The organism is Stenotrophomonas sp. 3(2025), from assembly GCF_052665395.1.
Genome location: NZ_JBQOIF010000010.1, coordinates 87,438 through 110,848, shown reverse-complemented (window position 1 = coordinate 110,848; position 23,411 = coordinate 87,438). Strand labels below are relative to the sequence as shown.

Annotated in this window: 21 protein-coding genes; 14 read left to right on the top strand and 7 right to left on the bottom strand. The window is 66.8% G+C overall.

Going from position 1 to position 23,411, the window contains the following annotated elements; translation table 11 throughout:
- Positions 1 to 696 carry a hypothetical protein gene (locus ACUXVE_RS10070; protein ID WP_445514332.1) on the bottom strand — a complete coding sequence of 232 codons (696 nt, stop codon included), beginning with the start codon at positions 694 to 696 and terminating at the stop codon, positions 1 to 3.
- 138 nt (positions 697 to 834) lie between these two features.
- On the bottom strand, positions 835 to 1,749 hold the full coding sequence (locus tag ACUXVE_RS10065) for a histone (RefSeq protein ID WP_445514331.1): 915 nt from the start codon (positions 1,747 to 1,749) through the stop codon (positions 835 to 837).
- A 489-nt stretch (positions 1,750 to 2,238) separates the two neighbouring features.
- Here ACUXVE_RS10065 and ACUXVE_RS10060 point away from each other — a divergent pair, with 489 nt between their 5' ends.
- From ACUXVE_RS10060 to ACUXVE_RS10020, 9 genes are all read left to right on the top strand, one after another.
- A complete protein-coding gene (locus tag ACUXVE_RS10060; protein WP_093821269.1) occupies positions 2,239 to 3,672 on the top strand; it encodes a Do family serine endopeptidase in 1,434 nt (477 codons plus the stop codon).
- Positions 3,673 to 3,776: 104 nt separating this feature from the next.
- On the top strand, positions 3,777 to 4,139 hold the full coding sequence (locus ACUXVE_RS10055) for a hypothetical protein (protein WP_025878359.1): 363 nt from the start codon (positions 3,777 to 3,779) through the stop codon (positions 4,137 to 4,139).
- Positions 4,140 to 4,147: 8 nt separating this feature from the next.
- Positions 4,148 to 4,618, top strand: a complete 471-nt coding sequence (locus ACUXVE_RS10050) for a phage holin family protein (protein WP_222387914.1) — start codon at positions 4,148 to 4,150, stop codon at positions 4,616 to 4,618.
- Positions 4,615 to 5,055, top strand: coding sequence for a protein sip-5 (locus ACUXVE_RS10045; RefSeq protein ID WP_222387915.1), 441 nt, complete (start codon positions 4,615 to 4,617; stop codon positions 5,053 to 5,055). The genes ACUXVE_RS10050 and ACUXVE_RS10045 overlap by 4 nt, the downstream gene beginning before the upstream one ends.
- Before the next feature lie 67 nt (positions 5,056 to 5,122).
- Positions 5,123 to 6,229 carry an AI-2E family transporter gene (locus ACUXVE_RS10040; protein WP_222387916.1) on the top strand — a complete coding sequence of 369 codons (1,107 nt, stop codon included), beginning with the start codon at positions 5,123 to 5,125 and terminating at the stop codon, positions 6,227 to 6,229.
- Between the two features lie 86 nt (positions 6,230 to 6,315).
- Positions 6,316 to 7,044, top strand: coding sequence for an HAD family hydrolase (locus tag ACUXVE_RS10035; RefSeq protein ID WP_025878355.1), 729 nt, complete (start codon positions 6,316 to 6,318; stop codon positions 7,042 to 7,044).
- A 3-nt stretch (positions 7,045 to 7,047) separates the two neighbouring features.
- Complete coding sequence (locus tag ACUXVE_RS10030; protein ID WP_222387917.1) at positions 7,048 to 8,415, top strand: leucyl aminopeptidase family protein; 1,368 nt, start codon at positions 7,048 to 7,050, stop codon at positions 8,413 to 8,415.
- 168 nt (positions 8,416 to 8,583) lie between these two features.
- Positions 8,584 to 9,690, top strand: a complete 1,107-nt coding sequence (locus ACUXVE_RS10025; RefSeq protein WP_222387918.1) for a catalase family peroxidase — start codon at positions 8,584 to 8,586, stop codon at positions 9,688 to 9,690.
- Complete coding sequence (locus tag ACUXVE_RS10020; protein ID WP_222387919.1) at positions 9,687 to 10,223, top strand: cytochrome b; 537 nt, start codon at positions 9,687 to 9,689, stop codon at positions 10,221 to 10,223. Before ACUXVE_RS10025 ends, ACUXVE_RS10020 begins: the two co-directional genes overlap by 4 nt.
- Before the next feature lie 604 nt (positions 10,224 to 10,827).
- On the opposite strand, the gene ACUXVE_RS10015 is transcribed toward ACUXVE_RS10020, so the two are convergent.
- Genes ACUXVE_RS10015 through ACUXVE_RS10005 form a run of 3 tightly spaced genes read right to left on the bottom strand, consistent with a single transcriptional unit; the run spans position 10,828 to position 12,983 of the window.
- Positions 10,828 to 11,430: a response regulator transcription factor gene (locus tag ACUXVE_RS10015; RefSeq protein ID WP_025878350.1), complete on the bottom strand. Its 603-nt coding sequence runs from the start codon at positions 11,428 to 11,430 to the stop codon at positions 10,828 to 10,830.
- Entirely contained in the window at positions 11,427 to 12,641 is a 1,215-nt protein-coding gene (locus tag ACUXVE_RS10010) for a sensor histidine kinase (protein ID WP_445514330.1), read from the bottom strand. The genes ACUXVE_RS10015 and ACUXVE_RS10010 overlap by 4 nt, the downstream gene beginning before the upstream one ends.
- Before the next feature lie 6 nt (positions 12,642 to 12,647).
- On the bottom strand, positions 12,648 to 12,983 hold the full coding sequence (locus ACUXVE_RS10005; protein WP_445514329.1) for an ATP-binding cassette domain-containing protein: 336 nt from the start codon (positions 12,981 to 12,983) through the stop codon (positions 12,648 to 12,650).
- Positions 12,984 to 13,184: 201 nt separating this feature from the next.
- Here ACUXVE_RS10005 and ACUXVE_RS10000 point away from each other — a divergent pair, with 201 nt between their 5' ends.
- The 5 genes from ACUXVE_RS10000 (at position 13,185) to ACUXVE_RS09980 (ending at position 21,112) form a co-directional block, all read left to right on the top strand.
- Complete coding sequence (locus ACUXVE_RS10000) at positions 13,185 to 14,432, top strand: efflux RND transporter periplasmic adaptor subunit (RefSeq protein WP_445514328.1); 1,248 nt, start codon at positions 13,185 to 13,187, stop codon at positions 14,430 to 14,432.
- 117 nt (positions 14,433 to 14,549) lie between these two features.
- Entirely contained in the window at positions 14,550 to 15,239 is a 690-nt protein-coding gene (locus tag ACUXVE_RS09995) for an ABC transporter ATP-binding protein (protein WP_025878346.1), read from the top strand.
- 14 nt (positions 15,240 to 15,253) lie between these two features.
- Positions 15,254 to 16,411 (top strand): ABC transporter permease, encoded by a 1,158-nt coding sequence (locus ACUXVE_RS09990; protein WP_222387922.1) that lies wholly within the window; start codon positions 15,254 to 15,256, stop codon positions 16,409 to 16,411.
- 13 nt (positions 16,412 to 16,424) lie between these two features.
- The gene (locus tag ACUXVE_RS09985; protein WP_093821259.1) at positions 16,425 to 17,741 is read left to right on the top strand and encodes an ABC transporter permease; all 1,317 of its coding nucleotides are present in this window, start codon (positions 16,425 to 16,427) and stop codon (positions 17,739 to 17,741) included.
- 512 nt (positions 17,742 to 18,253) lie between these two features.
- On the top strand, positions 18,254 to 21,112 hold the full coding sequence (locus ACUXVE_RS09980) for a TonB-dependent receptor (protein ID WP_132826205.1): 2,859 nt from the start codon (positions 18,254 to 18,256) through the stop codon (positions 21,110 to 21,112).
- Positions 21,113 to 21,247: 135 nt separating this feature from the next.
- Here ACUXVE_RS09980 and rarD read toward each other — a convergent pair whose 3' ends face one another.
- Positions 21,248 to 22,147: an EamA family transporter RarD gene (gene rarD / locus ACUXVE_RS09975; protein ID WP_445514327.1), complete on the bottom strand. Its 900-nt coding sequence runs from the start codon at positions 22,145 to 22,147 to the stop codon at positions 21,248 to 21,250.
- Positions 22,144 to 23,049 carry a drug/metabolite exporter YedA gene (yedA, locus tag ACUXVE_RS09970; protein ID WP_445514326.1) on the bottom strand — a complete coding sequence of 302 codons (906 nt, stop codon included), beginning with the start codon at positions 23,047 to 23,049 and terminating at the stop codon, positions 22,144 to 22,146. Before yedA ends, rarD begins: the two co-directional genes overlap by 4 nt.
- Positions 23,050 to 23,411: the final 362 nt, after the last annotated feature.

The window sequence follows — 23,411 nt, the reverse complement described above, 5'->3', positions numbered from 1 at the left end:
TCAGCGGGCGCCCGCTTCATCCTCACCGGCCACATGGCCGGCACCCAGCGCAGCACCGGCACCAACACCCAGCCCGCCCATTCCGGCACCCATGCCGCCACCGCCGCCACCTCCACCGGTGCGACCGCCCTTGGCTTCGCCCTCGTTGCGGCCCTTGCCACTTCCGCCGCCGCCGGCCGCAGGGCGGGTAGGCCCCTGGCGCGGGATCTCCAGGTCGGCCGGTACCGGCGCAAGGTCCAGCGCCTCGCGGACGAAGTCACGCAGCGAGATCACCAGTTCGTGAGTGTGTACCGCGCGCCCCTGTGCCAGTTCACTGGCAGCGCGGGCGGCCAGCCGTACCTGTTCGTCGGTGCCCAGCAGCAGGATGTCCGACAAGGCCGCTTCGACCGCATCGCGGATGCGCCGGGCCCGGTCCGAGCCCGGCTCGGCGATGCCCTCTTCGTGAGCCCGCTGCCGCAGGTCGCGCAGGTGGGCCGGATCGACCCCCAGCTCACCGGTGAAGGAGCCGCCCAGCGTCTTGTAGGCCGCCATCAAGGTACGCAGCCGCTCATTGATCTGCCGGTTCTCTCGTTCGCGGCGCTGCTGCAGGGTCTGCATCACCAGCAGGCGGATGCCCACGCCGAGCAGGGTGATCAGGACCAACCCGGCCAGAGTGGACAGCACACCCTGCCAGGAACTGAAATCGATGCCGCGCATGGTCAGGGCTCCTGCGGAAGACCTTCATCTTGCCCCAGGCTGCTGCCGCAGATCCACGTCACGCACCGATCAGCCCGCCCCGAAAACGCAGAAGGCCCTCCCGCCCGATGAGCGGAAGGGCCTTCAAACCACGCGCGATTACTTGCGCTTGGCAGCCTTGCGTACGGCCTTCTTGGCCGGAGCCTTCTTGGCCACGGCCTTCTTCAGCGGTGCAGTCTTCTTGGCGACCGTCTTGCGGGTAGCGGCGACCTTCTTGCCGGCAACCTTCTTGGCGACGGCGGTCTTCTTGCCGACAACCTTCTTGGCAGTGGCGGCCTTCTTGCCGACAACCTTCCTGGCAGTGGCGGCCTTCTTGCCGACGACCTTCCTGGCAGCGGCGGTCTTCTTGCCGACGACCTTCTTGGCAGCGACAGTCTTCTTGCCGACGACCTTCTTGGTAGCGACGGTCTTCTTGGCCGCAGCCTTCTTGGCGGTAGCGACCTTCTTGCCGACGACCTTCTTGGCGGCCACGGTCTTCTTGGCCACCGCCTTCTTGGCGGTAGCGACCTTCTTGCCGACAACCTTCTTGGCAGCAGCGGTCTTCTTGGCCACAGCCTTCTTGGCGGTCGCAACCTTCTTGGTGGCGGCCTTCTTCACGGTAGCGACCTTCTTGCCGGCAGCCTTGGTGGTCTTCTTGGCAGCAGCAGCCTTCTTGGTCACGGCCTTGCCGGCAGCCGCCTTCTTCTTGGCCACTTCTTTCTTCAGGGCAGCCGCTTCGGCCTTGGCGTTCTTCTTGGCCGCTTCCAGCTTCTTCTTGGCGTTGGCAACGGTCTTGCCGACCGACTTGGCAGCCTTCTCGGCCTTCTTGGCAACGGTCTTCTCGACCTTGGCCACGACCTTCTTGGCCTTGGCGACGCGGGTGGTGGCAGCCTTGCTGGCGCGCTTGACGGTCTTCTTGACCGACTTCACTGCGTCTTCGGCGGCGTGGGCGATGGTCTCGCCGACATTGGTGGCGGTTTCTTTCACGTTCTCGACGGCGTCGGTCACGACCGACACACCATTACCGTTGCTCATGTTGCCCTCCTGGGGGCCTGGATTGTCAAAACGGGGCGATGCTATACCGACAATGGCTATCGTGGAACGGGCACGACCGGTCAATCGCATCCGGTGCGACGCAACTGATGTAAGCGATGGCGGCAGCTGACGCGCCCCGCAGTCAGGAAACCCCTTTTTTTAAGCAGTGTGCTGCACAGCCTGCCTGACGTTGGCATGCCGATGCAGGCACTGGCAGCAGCCACACATCCGCACAGCACTGGGCGTCATCGCAAGGTCGGGATGCGCGGAACTGCGCAAGTGTCACGGTGTATCAGGGCGCTGCCGGCATGCCTTGCGGCGCTCGCTCGCGGCTGTCGCGAACAGCGTTGTGGTGCGCGCGTCAGCTTTCCGGCGCCTGCGGCAAGGGTCGGATTTTCATGGGCCATTTATCCAGATCGCGACACACTCATTCAGCTTGTTCTACCGTATGCGTCAACGGCCCCAACCTCAGCCTGCGAACCGACTCCCATGCGACCGCTTCCCACCCTGCTTACGCTCGCAATCGCCGCTGCCTTCGGCGGCTTCGTTGCCACCGGCCTCAATGCGCACCTGGACAACCGTGCCGATGCCGCTCCGCTGCCGGCGGTACTGCCCACCTCCGCAGCGCTGCCGGCCGCGGTTGCCGGGCAGGCGGTGCCTTCGCTTGCACCGATGCTGGAAAAGGCGATGCCGGCGGTGGTCAGCGTCAACACCAAGCAGGTGGTGCGGGTACGCAACCCGTTCTTCAATGACCCGTTCTTCCGCCGCCTGTTCCCGGACATCCCGCAGGAGCGGATCAACGAGTCACTCGGTTCGGGCGTCATCATCGATGCCACCGAAGGCCTGGTGCTGACCAACCACCACGTCATCGACAACGCTGATGACGTGCAGGTGACATTGGCCGATGGGCGCACGGTGAAGGCCGAGTTCCTCGGCTCGGACCGCGACACCGACATCGCGCTCATCCGCATTCCGGCGCAGAACCTGACCGACATCAAGCTGGGCAACAGCGACCAGCTGCGGGTGGGCGACTTCGTGGTTGCCATCGGCAATCCGTTCGGTTTCAGCCAGACGGTCACCTCGGGCATCGTCTCGGCGGTGGGCCGCAGTGGCATCCGCGGGTTGGGCTACCAGAACTTCATCCAGACCGATGCATCGATCAACCCCGGCAATTCCGGTGGCGCGCTGGTCAACCTGCAGGGCCAGCTGGTGGGCATCAACACCGCCAGCTTCAACCCGCAGGGCAGCATGGCCGGCAACATCGGCCTGGGCCTGGCGATTCCGTCGAACCTGGCCCGCAGCGTGGTTGACCAGCTGGTCAAGCATGGCGTGGTGGTGCGCGGCACGCTGGGCATCGAAAGCCAGAACCTGAGCGCGCAGATCGCGCAGGGCCTGGGCCTGGGCGAAACCCGTGGCGCTCTGGTGACCCGCGTGCTGGCCGGTTCGGCCGGTGCCGCCGCAGGACTGAAGCCGGGCGATGTGGTGGTTTCGGCCAACGGCCAGCGTGTGGACAGTGCCGAAGCACTGCACAACGTGGAAGGCCTGGCGGCGGTGGGCAGCGTGCTGACCCTGGACGTTCGCCGCGAAGGCAAGCCACTGCAGATCAAGGCAACGCTGAAGGAACAGGCGCGCGTGGTCAGCGGCGAGAGCCTGGACCCGCGCCTGACCGGTGCCAGCTTCGTCGACCTGCCCGAATCGCTGCGTCAGTCCGGGGTGGGCGGCGTGCTGGTCAGCGAGGTCAAGCGCGGCAGCCGCGCCGCCGGCAACGGCCTGCAGCAGGGCGACATCATCACCGACGCCACGGTGGGCGAGTTCGCCGACCTGGCCAGCTGGCGCGCCAATTTCCAGCAGCGCCCGCCCACGCTGGTGCTGCGCGTGCTGCGCAACAATGGCCAGCAGCAGGGCCAGTTGGTGATGCGCTGATCGCCTGGCCGTAACGCCCCCTATACCCACGTGATGCTATTGCTGTACATCCAGGTCGGCCAAGCGCCGATCGCCCGTTCCCCCATCGCAACAGGAGTGATTCGATGAGCCCCACCAATACCGAGAACCTGAAGGACCACCTGGGTGAAGCCGGTTCCCACCTGAAGCAGGCCGCCAGTGCTGCCGGCGGTGCGATCAAGGGCGCCACCGGCGCCGCGACCGACGAACTGCGCATCGGCAAGGCCAACGTCAAGGCTGAACTTTCCGACAGCGCGCTGTCGGGCCTGGCGGCTGCCGAGTTCGGTGGTGCCGCCGCCAAGGAACAGGTCGATGCGCTGATGGACAAGGGCAAGGACCTGATCGACAGCGCTGCTGAGCTGATCCGCGAACGTCCGCTGGCCTCGTTCGGCGTGGCCTTCGCTACCGGCTGGATCATCGCCAAGCTGGCCCGCGGCAGCGACAAGTAAGCTGCGGCGTGAGCGAAGACACCACGCAACGTCCTGATCCGGCGGCCACGCCGCCGTTGGACGAAAGCATCCGCCAGGTCGGCGCAGCCGGCCGGGCGACTGCCGATTCGGCCAAGCATTCACTGCGTTCGTTGCGCCGGTTGGCGTCGGCGGACTTCGCGCTGGCCCGCAGCGCGTTCGGCCGCGCATTGGCCTGGGCCGGCGTCGCCATCGTGTTCGGTGCGTCGGCCTGGCTGTTGATGGCCGCCACCCTCATCGCCCTGCTGCAGAGCTTCGGCCTGAGCTGGCTGCAGGCCCTGCTGATCACCTCGCTGCTGAGCCTGGCCGTCACCGGCTATGCGATCTGGCGCGTTTCCTACTTCTTCCACCACACCGGCATGCACGCCACCCGGCGTCAGTTGTCCCGGTTGGGCCTGTTCGATGAGCCCACCGATGATGATCCCGATGCCGGCGTGCAGATTCCGGAGGGCAAGCCATGAAGTTCGGTGCACTGCAGCGGCGTGTGAAACGTTGCGAACAGGTGATGGCCGTGCGCCTCGGCGAGACCCAGGACCACTGGAACGTGCTCAGCCAGGTCTGGCGACAGGGCTGGTCGCCACTGCGCATCGTGGTGGTGGGTCTGGCCGGCGGGTTCATCGCCGGCAAGCTGGAGGTTCCGGGCAAGGTCAACGGAGCGCGTTGGCTGCAGATGGTCGGTTCGGTGTCCAGCCTGTTCGCCAGCGCCCAGGCCGCGTTTGCTTCGGTGGTGGCGGCGCAGGCGGCGGAAACCGCAGACGATGCTGCCGACCAGGTGGATGAAGCGGCCGGGCCGCCACCCGCCGCCGCCGCACGACCGGCAGCGCGCCCCCCGGTGGCCGAGGCCGAGCCGCATGAGCCCCGTCCGGCCGAAGCGGCGACCGAGTTGTCCGAACGTTGACGAACCTTACCCGCCGCGTTGATCGCGGCGGGCCGATAATGGGCTTCTCTTTCTGGTCGGTGCGTCGATGAGCGAGCCCCTGTTGTCCCCGTCGTCGCCTGCGCCGGACGAGTCCGCACCCCTGCCGCCGCCCTCGCGCCCACGTGGCCCGATGTCGCTGGTGATCCTGGCGACCCTGGCCGTGGCGTTCACCCTGTGGGCGGCGCAGGACATCATCCTGCCGGTCCTGCTGGCGATGTTCTTCGCCCTGGTCGGCAACCCCATCCTGCGCCTGCTGCAGAAGCTGTGGATTCCGCGCGCGCTCGCCGCCCTGCTGGTGCTGGGCGCCGGCCTGGGCGTGACCGGTGCGCTGGCGGTACAGCTGATCGGCCCGGCGATGGATTGGGCACAGGAAGCACCGCAGCAGCTGCGCAAGGTTGCGCGCCAGGTGCAGGATCTGACCAAGCCGGTGCAGCAGGCCAACCAGGCCGCAGAGAATTTCGCGCGCGTGGCCGGCGGCGACGGCAACCGCAAGGTGCAGGTGATCCGCACCCAGCTGGACGACCCCTACCGCATGCTCACCCGTGCGCCGCGGCTGGCCGCCTCGGTGCTGGCCGTCGTGCTGCTGACGCTGTTCTTCATGATCTACGGACAGAGCCTGCAGCGTGCAGCGATCGCCCTGTTCCCGAACCGGCAGCAGCAGCGCTTCACCAGTGACATCCTGCGCTCGATCGAGCATGAGGTGTCGCGCTACGTATTGACCATCAGCGTGATCAACACGGTTGTCGGCCTGCTGTTGGCCGCGGTGCTGATGCTGCTGGGCATCGGCCTGCAGGAGGCGCTGCTGTGGGGCACCGTGGCGGCCCTGCTGAACTTCGCCCCCTATGTCGGCCCGCTGCTCGGCGTCGGGTTGATGCTGCTGATGGGCTTTGTCGAGTTCCGCGACCCGCTGCAGGCACTGCTGCCTGCGGCCGCCTACCTGATCCTGCATACCCTGGAAGGGCAGCTGGTGACACCGATCGTGCTTGGCCGGCAGATGAAACTGTCACCGCTGGTGCTGATCCTGGCGCTGATGGTGTTCGGCTGGGCCTGGGGCATGATCGGCCTGCTGCTGGCGGTACCGCTGCTGGTCTGCATCAAGCTGGTGCTGGCGCGGCTGGACGGCATGCACGGCTGGGCGCGGCTGCTGGAGTGAGGCGCGCTCCATCGACGGGCGTTACAGCTGCAGCGCCTGCCCGCCTCGCGCATGAAAGCCCGCGCGGGCAGGCGTAGAATGGCGGGGTGAAATTCCCTGTCCTTGCCATCACCCTCGACCTCGACGATACGCTGTGGCCGTTCGCTCCGATCGGCGCCCGCATCGACCAGGTCCTGTTCGACTGGATGCGCGAACACAGCCCCGCCACTGCCGCGATGTATCCGGTGGCGGCCATGCGCGAACTGCGCGAGCGCTCGTTCCGCGACAACCCCCACCTGCATTTCGACCTGAGCGCGCTGCGCCGGCTGACGATCCAGGAGGCGCTGGAAAACAGTGGCGCCAGCCTGGATCTTCTGGAACCGGCGTATGAAGTGTTCTACGCCGCGCGCAACCAGGTGGAGTGCTACCCCGATGCGCTCGACGCACTGGCGCGTATCGCCGCGCGGGTGCCGGTGGCCGCGTTGAGCAACGGCAACGCCGATCTGGAACGGATCGGCCTGGCCCATCACTTCAGCTTCCAGCTGGGCGCCCGCGAGCATGGCGCAGCCAAGCCGGAAGCGAGCATTTTCCACGCTGCCTGCGACCGCCTGGGCGTCGCCCCGGCGCAGGTGCTGCACGTGGGCGACCACGTCGAGATGGACGTGGCCGGCGCGATGGCTGCCGGCCTGCGCGGCTGCTGGATCAACCGCGAAGCGGCCACCTGGAACCATCCGCAGCTGCAGCCTGACCTGCAGTTCGACACCCTCACCGGCCTGGCCGATTGGCTCGATGCCAACCTCGACGCCGCCGACGCTGACGCATCCCGGAGTACCTGACGCATGAGCGAGATCACTGGCTTCACCGCCGACACCACCGCCGCACTGCCGCTGCACGTGCTGGACCGCAGCCAGTTCGAGGCGTGGAAGAACAGCCAATCGGCTGCCACCCAGGCGTGGTTGAAGTCGCAGGGCTTCACTGCGGGCGCGCATTCGGTTGCGCTGCTGCCCGGCGCCGATGGCCTGGCTGGCGCGGTGATCGGCGTCGGCGATCGTGCCGATGCCTACAGCTACGCCCATGCACCGCATGCCCTGCCGGAAGGCAGCGTGTGGCAGCTGGCCAGCGAACTGCCGGCCGCCGAACAGGCACTGCTGCAGCTGGGCTGGGGCCTGGGCAGCTACCGCTTCGACCGCTACCGCAAGCGCAACCGCGCGCCAGCCCAGCTGGTGGCTGCACCGACCGGCGAAGTGGCCGACCTGATCGCCGCCAGCCTGCGCGTGCGTGACTGGGTCAACACGCCGACCGAAGACATGGGCCCGCAGCAGCTGGAAGACACCGCGCGTGCCCTGGCTGAAGCGCATGGCGCGCAGGTGGAAGCCATCACCGGCGACGAACTGCTGGCGCAGAACTTCCCGGCCATCCATGCGGTGGGCCGTGCCTCGCACCGTGCGCCGCGGCTGATCGTGCTGCGCTGGGGCAAGGAGACCGACCCGGCGCTGGCACTGGTCGGCAAGGGCGTGTGCTTCGATACCGGCGGCCTGGACATCAAGCCGGCCGATGGCATGCGCAACATGAAGAAGGACATGGGCGGCGCCGCACACGCGCTGGCGCTGGCCGGGCTGGTGATGGCCCAGCAGCTGCCGGTGCACCTGACCCTGCTGGTACCGGCGGTGGAAAATGCGATCGGCCCGGATGCCTTCCGCCCGGGCGAAGTGATCGCCACCCGCAAGGGCCTGAGCGTGGAGATCGATAACACCGATGCCGAAGGCCGGGTGATCCTGTGCGACGCGCTGACGTTCGCCGGTGAGCAGAAGCCGGACCTGGTGCTGGACTTCGCCACGCTGACCGGCGCGGCACGCATCGCGCTGGGCCCGGACCTGCCGGCGCTGTTCAGCAACGATGACACGGTTGCCCAGCAGTGGCTGCAGGCTGGCGACGCCACCCGCGATCCGGTGTGGCGCATGCCGTTGTGGCGTCCGTACCTGCGTTACCTGAGCAGCGGCATCGCCGACCTGGCCAACGCCGGTTCGCGCATGGCCGGCTCGGTCACCGCCGCGTTGTACCTGGAACGCTTCCTGGAAGACGGACAGCGCTGGGCACATCTGGACGTGTATGCCTGGAACGATGGCGAGCGCCCGGGCCGCCCGGCCGGTGGCGAAGCCCTGGCCCTGCGTTCGGCCTGGACGATGCTGAAGGCACGCTACGGCTGATGGAGCCGCCGGGCATGGCCCGGCGCTACCCATGCCGGTGGGTGCCGACCTTGGTCGGCACTGCATGACCCTGCAAATCTGACGAAAAATTGAATTTCGGCCCCGGCCGGGTTCTGCGAGGATGGTGTGGTCGCCCACCCACACATCCGTGAAGGCAGGACTCCGACCATGTCGCTCTTCCGCTACACCCGCGCCGGCCAGGAGCCGGGCGCGCCGCGCCGGCATTCGCCCTTGCCCTGGATCGCGCTGATCGCACTGATCCTGGGCATCGTTGCCCTCGCCTTCGCCTGGCTGGCCGGTTGGATCGGCCGCGACCGGCTGACCGCACAGCGCTTCACCGACACCATCGAGGCCACCGGCCCTGCGCATCCCGGCTTCCGCCGCGCGCATAGCAAAGGCGTGTGCGTGAGTGGCTGGTTCGAACCCAGCGCACAGGCGCCCACGCTGTCCAGCGCGCGGGTGTTCTCGCAGGCGAAGGTTCCGGTGCTGGGCCGGCTATCGATCGGCGGTGGCGATCCGCACGGCGCCGATGGCAGCGCGCGCGTGCGCAGCATCGCCGTACAGCTGGTGGGCGATGACGGGCAGGAATGGCGGATGGCGATGAACAGCTTCCCGTTCTTCGCCGTGCCCACCGCCGAGGCGTTCTACGAGCAGACCCGCGCGCAGATTCCGGATCCGGCCACCGGCAAGCCCGACCCGCAGAAGATGGCGGCCGTGCTGGCCAGGTACCCCAGCGCACAGGCCTTCCAGCAGTGGGCCAAGAGCGCACCGTGGACCAGCAGCTGGGCCAACACCACCTTCAACAGCGTCAACAGTTTCTGGTTCACCAACGCGCAGGGGCAGAAACGCGCGGTGCGCTGGCGCTGGCAGCCGCAGGCGCCGCTGGTGGAGATGGATGCAGAGGCACGCAAGCAGGCCAATGTCGATTTCCTCAGCCAGGAACTGCAGCAGCGCCTGGCCACCGGCCCGGTGCGCTGGAATCTGGTGGTCAGCTTGGCCGCGCCGGGCGATGCCATCGATGATCCCTCGGTGCCGTGGCCGGAATCGCGCGAACAGGTGGTGGCGGGCGTGCTCAGCCTCGACCGCATGCAGTCGCAGGAAGAAGGCGTCTGCGGCCAGCTCAACTTCGATCCGCTGATCGTGCCCAGCGGCGTGCGCGGCAGCGACGACCCGATCCTGGCTGCGCGCTCGGCGGTGTATTCGCAGTCGTTCAACCGCCGCGAGCGCGAGCGCGCCAGCGGTGCGGCGGCACAGACGAAGGGGGACGCACGATGAGTACCGGCAACGGCCACTTCAACCTGCTCGCCCGGGTACTGCACTGGTCCATGGCGCTGATGATCATCGCCATGCTGTTCATCGGCGTGACCATGGTCGCCTCGCTGCACCTGCGCCCCATGCTGATCGACCTGCACCGGCCGCTGGGTATCGCCATCCTGCTGCTGGCGGTGCTGCGCCTGTACAACCGCCTGCGCCATCGCCCACCGCCGCTGCCAGCGGATCTTCCCGCGTGGCAGGTGCTGGCGGCGAAGGCTTCGCACTGGATGCTGTACACGTTGATGCTGGCGATGCCGCTGATCGGCTGGGCGATGCTGTCGGCCGGCGGCTACCCGATCGTGCTGGGCGGTGGCCTGCACCTGCCGCCGATCGTGCCGCACACGCCAGCGCTGTACGCCGCGCTGCGCAATGCGCACAGCCTGCTGGCCTACGTGCTGTTCGCCACGGTGCTGATGCACGTGGGTGCGGCGCTGTTCCACCTGTGGGTGCGCCGCGATGGCGTGTTCCAGGCGATGGCACGCGGGAAGGAGTGAATGGGTTCGCCGGGGGTTCCCGGCTGCCCTTTTCCGCGACTGCGGAGGGGTGTCACTTTTCTTTTCGCGCGAAAAGAAAAGTAACCAAAAGAAACGCGCCGCCAGCCGCGAGCCGGCGTGCTTCGCACGCCGGTGCCCTGTGCTCCTCGGTCCGTCGAGGGACGGCGCGGGAACTCGCTGCGCTCAGACACCCGCGCCTCTTCGCCCTCGCCGGACCTGCGGTGCTCGGCTCGCTTGAAGGCGGACCCAACGTCAAAAGCCGCAGCTGCACCCAGTAGATCCACGCCATGCGTGGATGCCTTTGCCGTTGATCGTGACCTTCCATTCCGCCTTGAGCGAGCCGAGCACCACAGGTCCGGCGAGGGCGAAGAGGCGCCGATGTCCTGTAGAGCCGACTGTTAGTCGGCTGACTTCTGCGCGCCGTCCCTCGACGGACCGAGAAGCGCAGGGTACCGGTGCGCAGCACCGGCTCGCGGCCGGCGGCGCGTTTCTTTTGGTTACTTTCTTTGATGGCGCACATCCATGTGCGCCACCCTACGGGCCGGCTACGCCGTTCCGCGCTGCTCCTGCAGCGCGGTGCACGCGAAAAGAAAAGTGACACCCCCTACAACCACCCCTTCTGCCGCGCCAGCCGGTACGCCTCGATCCGGTTGGCCACACCCAGCTTGCCAATGCATTCGGACAGGTAGTTGCGCACTGTGCCGTGCGACAGCCCCAGCTGCTCGGCGATCTCGCTGGCGGTGCGGCCCTCGCCTGCCAGGCGCAGTACGCGGCGCTCACGGTCGGTCAGCGGGTCGGCCTGCGACCACGCATCCAGCGCCAGCTGCGGATCGATCGCACGGATACCCTGTTTCACCTTGCGCAGTGCTTCGGCCAGGTTCTCGGCCGGTGCATCCTTCAACAGATAGCCCAGTACGCCCGCTTCCAGCGCGCGGCGCAGGAAACCGGCACGGGCGAAGGTGGTCACGATCACCACCTTGATCGGCAGTTCATGGCGGGCGATGCGCTGGGCCAGTTCCAGCCCGCTCAGCCCCGGCATCTCAATGTCGGTGACCAGGATGTCCGGCTGCAGCTGCTGCAGCATGCGCCAGGCGGCTTCGCCGTCGGCAGCACTGCCCAGTACCTCGATATCCGGTTCCAGACCCAGCAGCGCCGACAGCGCGCCGCGCACCATCGCCTGATCCTCGGCCAGCAGGATGCGGATCATGCCGCGCCTCCCTGTGCCAGCGATGCCGGCGACAGCGGTGTAGTCGCGGCCACCAGGGGCACGCGCACGGTCAGCAGCGTGCCTTCCCCGCGCGGCGACTGCAGCGTCAACTGGCCACCCAGCGCCGCTGCGCGCTCACGCATGCCACACAATCCGTTGCCCTCGGCCTGCACACCACCACGGCCGTCATCGCGTATCTGCATCACCAACTGTCGGTCCTCAAGCATGAAATCCACCTGCACCCGGGTCGCCTGCGCGTGGCGCACGATGTTGGTCGCCGCCTCGCGCAGCACCAGTGCCAGCCCACGCTCTACCTCCACTGGCATCGGTGGCGGCGGCATGTACTGCAGGTGTACCTGTTGGCATTCCAGCAGCAGGCGTGCCGAGGCCAGTTCGCCGGCCAGGTCGCTGGCGCGGATGCCGGTGACCGCACTGCGTACCTGCGCCAGCGCCTCGCGGGCAATGTCCTCGGCCTCGCCGATTTCCTGCCGGGCACGCGCGTCATCGCGGTCGTACAGCTTGCGCGCCAGTTCCAGCTTCAGCGTGATCAATGACAGCGTATGCCCCAGCAGGTCATGCAGATCACGGCCGATGCGCTCGCGCTCGGCGGTGGTCGCCAGGCGCCGCACCTCGTCCTGGGACAGCTGCAGGGCAACGTCGCGCTGATGGCTCAAGGCCTCCACGTTGACCACCAGCCCGACAATGAACGACACCGCCGGCATCCACACCATGGCCTGCCACGGATAACCGAAGTAGAGCGCGGTGCTGCAGAACAGGAGATTCAGGCCGGTGAGCTGCAACAGGTACACCCACCAGCCGCCGCGGCTGCTCATGCGGATCATCACGCAGCCGAACACGAAGTAGCTCAGTCCCGACGGATACCACGGCAGCAGCGCCAGGGCCATCGCAATCATGCCCAGCGCGTAGCGCCAGGCGTGGTGCCGTGGCGCCAGCATCACCCTGGCATAGAACAGCAGGAACAACGGATAGCTGGCCAGCGTCAGCAACAACCAGCGCAGCGTGAAGCCATTCCCGAGCACCGGGGTGAGGAAGATCCAGACCGACCACAGCAGGTGGATCGCACCACTCCAGGGCGACTTGCCACGCCGCAGCAGTTCGGCCACCGCCGAATCCGGCGCGGGGCGCAGCAGGGACGCAAGCCAGCTCGGTGGCATGGGAGATTCCAGGCGGGGACGATCGCTGCCGATCATGCCAGTTCAGCCGACCCGGCGCAGGCGGCGGCGCGCCTGCGCCACCAGTTCATCCACCTGCAGCATCGGCGGCAGGCTGGTGCTCTGCAGCATCACGCCGAGGCTGATACGACTGGCGCGCTGCTGCGGATCACCGCCCAGCAGCTCGACCTGGCCGCAGTCGGCACGGCGCAGGCCCAACAGCACGCTGATCGCGGTACTCTTGCCGGCACCGTTGCGGCCCAGCAGGGCCAGTACCTGGCCACCGCGCACCTGCAGGTCGATGCCGTGCAGGGCGGTATGGTCGCGGTAACGCACCTGCACCTGCTGCAGGCGGGCCAGCGACGGGGCGATCGTATCCATGGCGGTACCGGTAGCGGGGACGTTGCCATCCTGTGCCGCCGTGGTCACATTTCGCAGTTGCCGCCGTCAATGACATCGGATGACAGCTGTCACTGCCATCGCCGATGCACCTGCCTTCATGCTGTGCCGCACGCTCCACCGCCGGAACCGCCGCTGCCTGCCCTTCCGGTCACACCCGCCCGAACGCCTGTGATGGAACGAATGAACGCTTCTGCCGAGCTGTTGAAGGAACTCCGTATCGACCGCAAGTCGCCGCCGCCCGCCTCCAGTGGCGGCAGTGGTGGCCGTCGCTGGCTGTGGATCGCCGTGGCCGTGATCATCGTGCTGCTGGCCGGTGGTGCATTCGCACTGTTCGGCCGCGCGCCCACCGTGGAAGTGGACACCGCGCCGGCGGTGGCCATCCAGCAGGGCAGCGCCAGCAGCTCGGTGCTCGACGCCAGCGGCTACGTGGTCGCCCGGCGCATGGCCACGGTGTCGGCCAAGATCACCGGCAAGGTGCGCGAGGTGATGATCGAAGAAGGCATGCGGGTGGAACAGGGGCAGATCATGGCCACCCTGGACCCGATCGATGCCGACGCGCAGCGCAACCTGTACGCCTCGCAGCTGCAGGCCGCACGCAGCCAGGTGGTCGGCCTGGAAGCCCAGCAGAAGCAGGCCGCCGCTGAAGCCAGCCGCCTGCAGGCACTGATCGGCCAGCAGCTGGTCTCGCGTTCGCAGTACGACCAGGCCGTGGCCCAGCGTGACAGCCTGCGTGCGCAGCTGGAAACCGCACGACGCAACGTCAAGGTTGCCAACGACCAGCTGTCCATCGCCGACCTTGGCGTGGACAACAACATCGTGCGCGCGCCGTTCTCCGGCGTGGTCACCGCCAAGGCCGCGCAGCCCGGCGAAATCGTCTCGCCGCTGTCGGCCGGTGGTGGCTTCACCCGTACCGGCATCGGCACCATCGTCGACATGGAATCGCTGGAGATCGAAGTCGAGGTCGGCGAAGCGTTCATCGGCCGCGTGCAGCCGAAGATGCCGGTGGAAGCCACGCTCAACGCCTACCCGGACTGGAAGATCCCGGCCGAGGTGATCGCCATCGTCCCCACTGCCGACCGCGGCAAGGCCACGGTGAAGGTGCGGGTGGCACTGAAAGTGAAGGACCCGCGCATCGTGCCGGAAATGGGCGTGCGGGTCAGCTTCCTGGAACAGGCCAAGCCGCAGACCGAAGCCAAGCCACAGGGCGTGCGCGTTCCGGCCACTGCGGTGGTCGAACGTGAGGGTGCGTCGGTGGCCTTCGCGCTGGGCGATGACAACCGTGTGCAGCAGCGCACGGTCGAGGCGGGCCAGGCGATGGGCAAGGACCGCCAGATCCTCAAGGGCGTGAGCGCAGGAGAGTCGGTGGTGGTCAACCCGCCGGACACCCTGCGCGACGGCACCAGGGTCAAGCAGAAACAAGCGCAGTAACGGCCCGGCGCCTGCATGGCGCCACCGGCAGTACCGCTGGATAGCACCACTGTTCGACGCGCGCCGGCCGTTGGCCGGGACGCTTTCCCGTTTCCCGCCTTTCGTGGAGAACCACCCATGTCGACCCTGGTTTCACTGCGCAACATCACCAAGACCTACCAGCGTGGCCCCGAAAAGGTGCAGGTGCTGCACGGCATCGACCTGGATATCGCCAGCGGCGATTTCGTCGCACTGATGGGCCCGTCCGGTTCCGGCAAGACCACCCTGCTCAACCTGATCGGCGGTCTGGACAACCCCACCGGCGGCGAGATCAGCATCGAAGGCGAGCGCATCGACCAGATGAGTGGCGGCCAGCTGTCGACGTGGCGCAGCCACCATGTCGGCTTCGTGTTCCAGTTCTACAACCTGATGCCGATGCTGACCGCGCAGAAGAACGTGGAGCTGCCGTTGCTGCTGACCCACCTCAGCGCGGCGCAGCGCAAGCGCAATGCCGAGATCGCGCTGACCCTGGTCGGCCTGGCCGACCGCCGCAGCCATCGCCCCAACGAACTGTCCGGCGGCCAGCAGCAGCGCGTGGCGATCGCCCGCGCGATCGTCTCCGACCCGACCTTCCTGATCTGCGACGAACCTACCGGCGATCTTGACCGCCAGTCCGCCGAAGAGATCCTGGGCCTGCTGCAGCAGCTCAACCGCGAACACGGCAAGACCATCATCATGGTCACCCATGACCCGAAGGCCGCCGAGTACGCCACCCACACGGTGCACCTGGACAAGGGCGAGCTGGCCGACGCGCCGCTGGCCCACTGACGGAGGCCACTGCGATGAAATACTTCTCGTTGGTCTGGGCGCAGCTGTTCCGCAGCCGCACCCGCACCCTGTTGACCCTGCTGTCGGTAGTGGCCGCGTTCCTGCTGTTCGGCATGCTCGACTCGGTGCGCGTGGCGTTCTCGTCCGGTGGCAGCGTGGAAGGTGCCAACCGGTTGGTGGTGGCTTCGCGCCTGTCGATCACCCAGTCGCTGCCGATCCGCCTGGAAACGCAGATCCGCCAGGTCAGTGGCGTGCGCGATGTCACCTACGGCATGTGGTTCGGCGGCATCTACCAGGACCCGAAGAACTTCTTCCCCAACTTCTCGGTAGCGCCCAACTACTTCGATGTCTACCGCGAGCTGCAGATCGACCCGGCGCAGCTGCAGGACTGGCAGCAGACCCGTACCGGCGCGATCGTCGGCGAGACGCTGGCCAAGCAGTTCGGCTGGAAGATCGGCGACACCATCCCGCTGCAGGCCACCATCTTCCCGCGTGGCGGCAGCAACGACTGGCCGCTGGAACTGAAGGGCATCTACCGCTCGAAGGATCGCGCACTGGCGGCCAATGAGGAACGCCAGTTGATGATGAACTGGAAGTACTTCGATGAGTCCAACGACTACATCAAGAACCAGGTGAGCTGGTACACGGTGACGCTGGACAACCCCGACCAGTCCTCGCGGGTGGCGCAGGCCATCGATGCGATCTCGGCCAATTCCGACCACGAAACCAAGACCCAGACCGAATCGGCGTTCCAGCAGGCGTTCGTGAAACAGTTCGCCGACATCGGCATGATCGTCACCTCGATCATGGGCGCGGTGTTCTTCACCCTGCTGCTGTTGACCGGCAACACCATGGCCCAGGCGGTGCGCGAGCGCGTTCCGGAACTGGCCACGCTGAAGACGCTGGGCTTCAAGGACAGCACGGTGCTGACCCTGGTGATGGTCGAATCGGTGCTGCTGATCGGCCTCGGTGGACTGATCGGCATGGGCCTGGCGGCGCTGATCCTGCCGGCCATCAGTCCCAAGAGCATGGGCATGCTGCCGCCGCACGTACCGACGCCGACCTGGCTGGTGGGCATCGTCCTGATCGTGGTGATCGGCATCGTGGTCGGGCTGCTGCCCGCACTGCGCGCCAAGCGCCTGAAGATCGTCGACGCGCTCGCCGGCCGCTGAAGAGGACACCGACATGAACAAGCTCAAGAAGTGGCTGGGGAACGCGGTGACCGTACTGCTGCTGGTCGTCGGCCTGGTGGTGTGGATCAGCCTGCCGTGGATCGGCGTCGCCGCCATCGCGGTGCTGCTGGGGCTGTGGCTGGCGCTCACCCGCAGTGGCCGGCTGGCCCTGGCCGCCACCCGCATCGGCATCGCCAGCCTGCCGCAGCGCTGGGGTGCCTCCTCGGTGATCGTGGTCGGTATCGCCGGCGTGGTCGGCGTGCTGGTGGCGATGCTGGCGATGGGCGAAGGCTTCCAGGCCACGCTCAACAACACCGGCGATGACACCACCGCGATCGTGCTGCGCGGCGGTTCGCAGGCCGAGACCAACTCGGTCATCACCCGCGAGCAGGTCCCGACGCTGTCCACCCTGCCCGGCATCACCCGCGATGCGCAGGGGCGGCCGCTGCTGTCGCCGGAACTCTCGCAGGTGGTCAACCTGGTGTCCAAGGCCGATGGCACCGACGTCAATGCGCAGTTCCGCGGTGTCGGCCCGCAGGCGTGGGCCGTGCATGACAAGGTCAGGATCGTCGAAGGCCGCCGGTTCGCCGCCGGCCTGCGCGAGATCGTGGTCGGCCAGGGCGCCAGGAGCCAGTTCCGCGACATGGATGTTGGCAAAACGCTCACCCTGGGCAACCAGACCTGGACGGTCGTGGGCGTGTTCGCTACCGGCGATGCGCATGACTCGGAACTGTGGACCGACGCCGACACGCTGGCCACCACCTACCAGCGCAGTGCCTGGCAGTCGATCAGCGTGCGTACCGACGGCAAGGCCGGCTTCGAGCAGTTCAAGGCCGCCGTGGCCGCCGATCCGCGCCTGAAGCTGGACGTGGAAACCACCCGCGTCTACTACAGCAAGCAGGGTGGTGGATTGACCAAGCTGATCGACATCCTCGGCAAGGTGATCGGCACCATCATGGCCGTAGGCGCTGTGTTTGGTGCGCTCAACACCATGTATGCCGCCGTGGCCACGCGCGCACGCGAGATCGCCACGATGCGTGCGATCGGCTTCCGTGGCCTGCCGGTGGTGACTGCGGTGATGCTGGAGACCATGCTGCTGGCCCTGCTCGGCGGACTGCTTGGCTGCGCGGTGGCGTGGCTGCTGTTCAACGGCTACAGCGTGTCCACCATCGGCAGCAACTTCAGCGCGGTGGTGTTCAAGTTCCATGTATCGCCGGAACTGCTGTGGAGCGGGCTGAAGTGGGCGCTGGGCATCGGCCTGGTGGGCGGATTGTTCCCGGCGCTGCGCGCGGCACGCCTGCCGATCACCACGGCGCTGCGCGAGACCTGAGCATCACGCATTGATTGAATGAACGTTGCGCAGGGGACGGAGCGAAGGCTTCGTCCCTTTTTTCTGCGCGTCATCCACGCATGGCGTGGATCTACTGGCCCATCCACGCATGGCGTGGATCTACTGGCCCATCCACGCATGGCGTGGATCTACTGGTCCATCCACGCATGGCGTGGATCTACTGGCCCATCCGCATGGTGTGGACGCCGACGTTGTTGCAGTAGATCCACGCCATGCGTGGATGGATGCGTGTACGCACGCAACAACGATTACAGATTGCGCAGACACCGCCGCTATCGGTGCCTCTGCCCATCGCAAACGCAGCGCGCGTGACGTTGCGCACAGTGCACCTGTGGATTGTTGGTTGCGATTCATTTTCGCGGCGTTACAGCGCGCGCGGACAAACAGTTGCCGATGAAAACACTCTAGAATCCGGCCCCCACGTTGGTTTGCAGCACCCCACGCGTCCATAGAACGGACGCATGTTTTTTCTGAAACACGAGATTTCACGGATGTCCCTGAAGACCACCCCGCTGCGCAACGCGATCGTCATCGCGCTGGCCGCCAGCTGCACCACGCCCGCTTTCGCACAGGAAGCCGGTGATACCCCCACCAACCTCGACCGCATCGAGATCACCGGCTCGCGCATCCGCCAGGCCAGTGTCGAGACCGCGCAGCCGGTGGTGGCACTCAACCGCGCCGACATCGAGAAGAAGGGCTACGTCAACGTTGCCGACATCCTGCAGGACGTCACGGCAGCCGGCGCACCGAGCCTGAGCCGTTCGTCCTCGCTGAGCTCCTCGCGCGATTTCGGCGGCATGTATGTCAGCCTGCGCAACCTCGGCCCGGAACGCAGCCTGGTGCTGATCGACGGCCGCCGCATGGGCGTCAGCGCCGGCGGTTACTCCGACCTGGCCTCGATTCCGTCGGCGATCGTCGAACGCGTGGAAGTGCTGACCGATGGCGCTTCGGCGCTGTACGGCTCGGATGCCATCGCCGGCGTGGTCAACATCATCACCCGCAAGAACTTCGACGGTGGCGAAGCCAGCGTCTATGTCGGCCAGTACGGTGAAGGCGACGGCCAGAAGCGCTCCTACAGCGCCACCTTCGGCAAGACCTTCGACCGCGGCTGGTTCAGCGTCGGCGCCGAGCGCACCAAGGAAGACGAGATCCTCGGCGATGCGCGCGCGTTCAGCCGCTACCCGGGTGGGCCGCGCCATGCCGACGACGTCGACGCGCTGAGCCCGACCACCCAGTGGGGCACGGTCACCGTCGGTGGCAAGCCGCTGACCGTGGGCCCGGGCGGCGACCCGAGCAGCGCCGGCAACTTCCACACGCCGGATCCGGCTGACGGCGCCAACGCCAAGACCAACATGAGCCTGCTGAGCGGCCTGGAGCGCACCTCGGTGTTCGCCAACGGCGGCTTCTCGATCACCGACAACCTGCGCATCGTCGCCGATGCGCTGTACAGCAAGCGCGAGTCGACCAAGCACCTGGCCGGCTACCCGTACTCGGTCTCGGCTGCGCAGTCGCGCAACGGCACGCGCGCTGCGCTGTCCAAGGACAGCACCTTCAACAAGTGGGGCCAGGACGTGCTGTTCTCGCACCGCACCGAAGAGCTGCCGCGCGGTACCGAGAACACGCTGGAAACCAAGCGTGCCAGCCTCGGCCTGGAAGGCAGCTTCGAAACCGGTTCGCGCTACTGGGACTGGAACGTCAGCTACATGTACAACCGCAATGAAGGCGAGCGCGTTGGCACCGGCAGCATGTACCAGCCGAACGTCAACCTGGCCGTCGGCCCGTCCTTCATGGACGGCGATGTGGCCCGCTGCGGTACGCCGGGTGCGGTGATCGCCGGCTGCGTGCCGTGGAATCCGGCTGCGCCGATGGGTTACACCGGCCCGGGCTCGCTGGGCAACCAGGACGTGCAGGACTACCTGTTCACCCGCTTCGTCGACAAGATGCGCAGCACCACCAAGGTCGCCAGCGCCAACATCTCCGGCTCGCTGTTCACCCTGCCGGCCGGCGACATCATGGGCGCGATGGGCGTTGAGCACCGCAGCGAAGAAGCCAGCTACACCCCGGACCTGATGGTGCAGAAGGGCCAGATCGCCGGCACCACCGGCCAGCCGACCCGTGGCGACTACTCGCTCAACGAGGTCTACCTGGAAATGCAGGTGCCGCTGCTGGCCGACATGGCCTTCGCCCGCGAGCTGTCGCTGGACCTGGCCGGTCGCTACACCGACTACAACACCTTCGGTTCGACCACCAACAGCAAGTTCGGCCTGAAGTGGAAGCCGATCGACAGCCTGCTGGTGCGCGCCACCTACGGCACCGGCTTCCGTGCACCGACCGTGGACGATCTCTACGGTGGCGCGGTTTCCAGCCGCGATTCGTTCACCGATCCGTGCGATACGAAGTTCGGCATCGCCGCCAGCAGCCCGACCGTGGCAGCACGCTGCCAGGCGCTGAACGTGCCTGCCAACTTCCGTCAGCAGACCGGTTCGGACGGCAACCTTGCCAACCGCCCGGGCCAGCAGGCCACCTCCGATTTCAACTCCGGTTCCAACCCGGAACTGAAGCCGGAAACCGCCAAGACCTGGACCGTCGGCCTGGTCTACAGCCCGGAATTCGTGCAGGGCCTGGACGTCAGCCTGGACTGGTGGAAGATCCGCATCGACAACGCCATCGTGGGCGAGTCGGCTACCGACATCCTCAACCAGTGCTACGTGCAGGGCGTGGATTCGGCATGCGGTCGCTTCACCCGTTCCACCGCTGCGGCCACCCGCGGCCAGGTTTCGGCGCTGGATCGTTCGCTGGTCAACGCCGGCTACCGCGAAACCGCCGGCTATGACATCGGTGTGCGTTACCGCCTGCCGGAAACCGCCTACGGCAAGTTCGCCATCAACTGGAACACCACCTACACCGACTACCTGGAGCAGCGCAACGACAGCGCCGCCACCACCCCGGTGGAGCAGCGCGTGGGCTGGGCCGGTGACTTCCGCGTACGTTCGACCTTCAACCTGGATTGGCAGTACGGCAACCTCGGCATCGGCTGGACCGCCCGTTACTACTCGGGCATGAAGGAAGCCTGCTCGTACGATCTGGGCGGTGGCCCGGACTGCAACATGGCCGACTTCGTTTCGCCGTATACCGATGCACAGCCGAGCCGCAAGGTGGGTTCCAACACCTTCCACGACCTGCAGGTGCGTTACAGCCTGCCGTGGGATGGCACCGTGTCGCTGGGCCTGAACAACGTGTTCGACCACCAGGGTCCGATCATGTACAGCCAGCCCAACAGCAGCTTCACCTACTACGGTGGCTTCGACATCGGTCGTTTCATGTACATGAAGTACCAGCAGCGCTTCTAAGCCTGCAACCGCGTTCCCGCCCCGGCCAACTCTCTCCTGGCCGTGGATGGAAGCAGAACGGCGCCCCTCGGGGCGCCGTTCTTTTTTGTGGGGGTCGGCCCCTTTTCATCGCGAAGGCTCTGCCCCCCCGAGGCGCTACCGTTTCGCGCCGCGCATCGCCCGTACGTTGTCACCGACGTACAGGACCAGGCCGGCCCAGATCGCGGCAAAGCCGATCGCCTTGGCCGTGTCGAACGCCTCGTGGAAGAAGAACACGCCCAGCAGCAGCTGCAGGCTCGGTGCGATGTACTGCAGGATGCCGACCAGCGACAGCGGGATGCGCTTGACCCCGTAGGCGAAGCCGATCAGCGGCACCGCCGTGATCACCCCGCCGAAAATCAGCATCAGGTCGTTGGCCCAGCCCCAGCCACCGAAGAAGCCACCGCCATGGCCGTTTTCCGACCACAGCGCGAAGCCCAGCGCGGGCAGGAACAGGTACAGGCTTTCCACGCCCAGCCCGGCCACCGGATCGACCGACACCAGCTTGCGCAGCAGGCCGTACAGGCCGAACGAGCACGCCAGGCCCAGCGCGATCCACGGCGGCGTGCCCGCATCGAGGGTCAGCCAGGCCACGCCCACCGCGGCGATGGCCACCGCCAGCCACTGCACGCGGCGCAGGCGCTCCTTCAGCACCAGCACGCCCAGCAGCACGTTCACCAGCGGGTTGATGAAGTAGCCCAGGCTGGTTTCGATCACATGCCCTGCGTTGATCGCCCAGATGTACAGGCCCCAGTTGAAGGCGATGGTCAGGCTCGATACCGCCAGGATCGGCAGCGCACGCGGCTGCGCGGCGATCTTCTTCCACCAGCCCAGCCGCGAGGCGATCAGCAGCCAGGCCACCACCAGCACGGCGCTCCAGATGATGCGATGGGCGATGATCTGGAACGAGGGCACTTCGTTGAGCAGATGCCAGTACACCGGCACCAGCCCCCACAGCACGAAGGTGGAGGCAGTGATCAACAGGCCCCGTCGCTGTTCTTTCTCGTCCATGCTCATCGCTTGCGTGTCCTTGCCATCGTCAGTACCACCACACCCAGAAGTATCACCGTCATGGCCAGGAAATCGCGCCAACCAAAGCATTCACCATTCAATGCAGCCCCCAACAGGACAGCAATCACCGGATTGACGTAGGCGTAGCTGCCGGCCAGCGCCGGGCGCACGTTCTGCAGCAGCCAGACGTAAGCGGTGAACGCCACGATCGAACCGAACACGCACAGGTAGGCCATCGCCAGCAGGCCACCGCTGTCGGGCAGGGTGGTGGGGCGCTCGCCGACGACCAGGCCGATCAGCACCAGCAGCACGCCACCGCAGATCATCTGCCCGGCGGCCGTCATGAACGGCCCCGGCAGATCCTGCCCGCGTGCCCACACCGAGCCGAACGCCCAGCCGACCGGCGCGATCAGCAGCAGCACCAGCCCGGTGGGCGATGCGGTCAGGCTGCTGCCGGCGTTGAGCCAGACCACGCCGACGAAGCCAACGGCGATGCCCAGCCATTCGCCCTTGCTGGCATGCTGCCCGCGCAGGGCCGAGAACAGCGCCATCCACAACGGCACCGAGGCCACCGCGGTAGCGGCCAGGCCGGATGACACCTCGCGTTCGGCCAGCACCACCATGCCGTTGCCCAGCACCAGCATGGTCACGCCCATGATGACCAGGTTGCGCCACTGCCGCAGGGTGGGTCCGGGCATCTTCCAGAACAGGCGCAGCGCCAGGTACATCAGGCCGCCGGCAATGATGAACCGGCTGCCGGAGACCATCGTCAATGGCAGCGCGCCGCCATGCAGGGCCTTGGCGATGCCCAGGTAGGTCGAACCCCAGACCACATAGACCAGCAGCAGTGCCAGCACGACAAGGCCACCCCGGGGGGCAGCCGCAGACGGAACGGGGGGAGCCGACATGACACACCAGGGAGCCGGGGGAAGACGGATTTTAGGACGTTCGGCTGACGGATATCACCCCAGTTTTCGACAAGCTGATTTTCGCCTACGGCAGGCTCGGAGTTTTCCCGGCCCGCACTCAGTCTGCGGCTGATGACCTCCGGCCGAGGAGACACCTTTTCCGCGCGGCGGCTGACACGAATCAACCGGGGACGCGGAATTGGGAGTTGCGTCAAGGAATCACGGCGTTTGATGCACGACAACGAACCTGCCTGCACAGATCTGCGGGCCATCAGAACCTCACATGGAGAGAATCAAGTGCACACCTCGTTACCCCCTTTGGCCATACCGGTAGGGATGACTGGAACATCCCTGCTCTGCTC

Coding starts and splice junctions, on each gene's coding strand:
- ACUXVE_RS10060 (WP_093821269.1), top strand. CDS start 2,239: ATGCGACCGCTTCCCACCCTGCTTACGCTCGCAATCGCCGCTGCCTTC.
- ACUXVE_RS09995 (WP_025878346.1), top strand. CDS start 14,550: ATGTCGACCCTGGTTTCACTGCGCAACATCACCAAGACCTACCAGCGT.
- ACUXVE_RS10005 (WP_445514329.1), bottom strand. CDS start 12,983: ATGGATACGATCGCCCCGTCGCTGGCCCGCCTGCAGCAGGTGCAGGTG.
- ACUXVE_RS10020 (WP_222387919.1), top strand. CDS start 9,687: ATGAGTACCGGCAACGGCCACTTCAACCTGCTCGCCCGGGTACTGCAC.
- ACUXVE_RS09990 (WP_222387922.1), top strand. CDS start 15,254: ATGAAATACTTCTCGTTGGTCTGGGCGCAGCTGTTCCGCAGCCGCACC.
- rarD (WP_445514327.1), bottom strand. CDS start 22,147: ATGAGCATGGACGAGAAAGAACAGCGACGGGGCCTGTTGATCACTGCC.
- ACUXVE_RS10010 (WP_445514330.1), bottom strand. CDS start 12,641: ATGATCGGCAGCGATCGTCCCCGCCTGGAATCTCCCATGCCACCGAGC.
- yedA (WP_445514326.1), bottom strand. CDS start 23,049: ATGTCGGCTCCCCCCGTTCCGTCTGCGGCTGCCCCCCGGGGTGGCCTT.
- ACUXVE_RS10070 (WP_445514332.1), bottom strand. CDS start 696: ATGCGCGGCATCGATTTCAGTTCCTGGCAGGGTGTGCTGTCCACTCTG.
- ACUXVE_RS10055 (WP_025878359.1), top strand. CDS start 3,777: ATGAGCCCCACCAATACCGAGAACCTGAAGGACCACCTGGGTGAAGCC.
- ACUXVE_RS10000 (WP_445514328.1), top strand. CDS start 13,185: ATGAACGCTTCTGCCGAGCTGTTGAAGGAACTCCGTATCGACCGCAAG.
- ACUXVE_RS09980 (WP_132826205.1), top strand. CDS start 18,254: ATGTCCCTGAAGACCACCCCGCTGCGCAACGCGATCGTCATCGCGCTG.
- ACUXVE_RS10065 (WP_445514331.1), bottom strand. CDS start 1,749: ATGAGCAACGGTAATGGTGTGTCGGTCGTGACCGACGCCGTCGAGAAC.
- ACUXVE_RS09985 (WP_093821259.1), top strand. CDS start 16,425: ATGAACAAGCTCAAGAAGTGGCTGGGGAACGCGGTGACCGTACTGCTG.
- ACUXVE_RS10015 (WP_025878350.1), bottom strand. CDS start 11,430: ATGATCCGCATCCTGCTGGCCGAGGATCAGGCGATGGTGCGCGGCGCG.
- ACUXVE_RS10040 (WP_222387916.1), top strand. CDS start 5,123: ATGAGCGAGCCCCTGTTGTCCCCGTCGTCGCCTGCGCCGGACGAGTCC.
- ACUXVE_RS10045 (WP_222387915.1), top strand. CDS start 4,615: ATGAAGTTCGGTGCACTGCAGCGGCGTGTGAAACGTTGCGAACAGGTG.
- ACUXVE_RS10025 (WP_222387918.1), top strand. CDS start 8,584: ATGTCGCTCTTCCGCTACACCCGCGCCGGCCAGGAGCCGGGCGCGCCG.
- ACUXVE_RS10030 (WP_222387917.1), top strand. CDS start 7,048: ATGAGCGAGATCACTGGCTTCACCGCCGACACCACCGCCGCACTGCCG.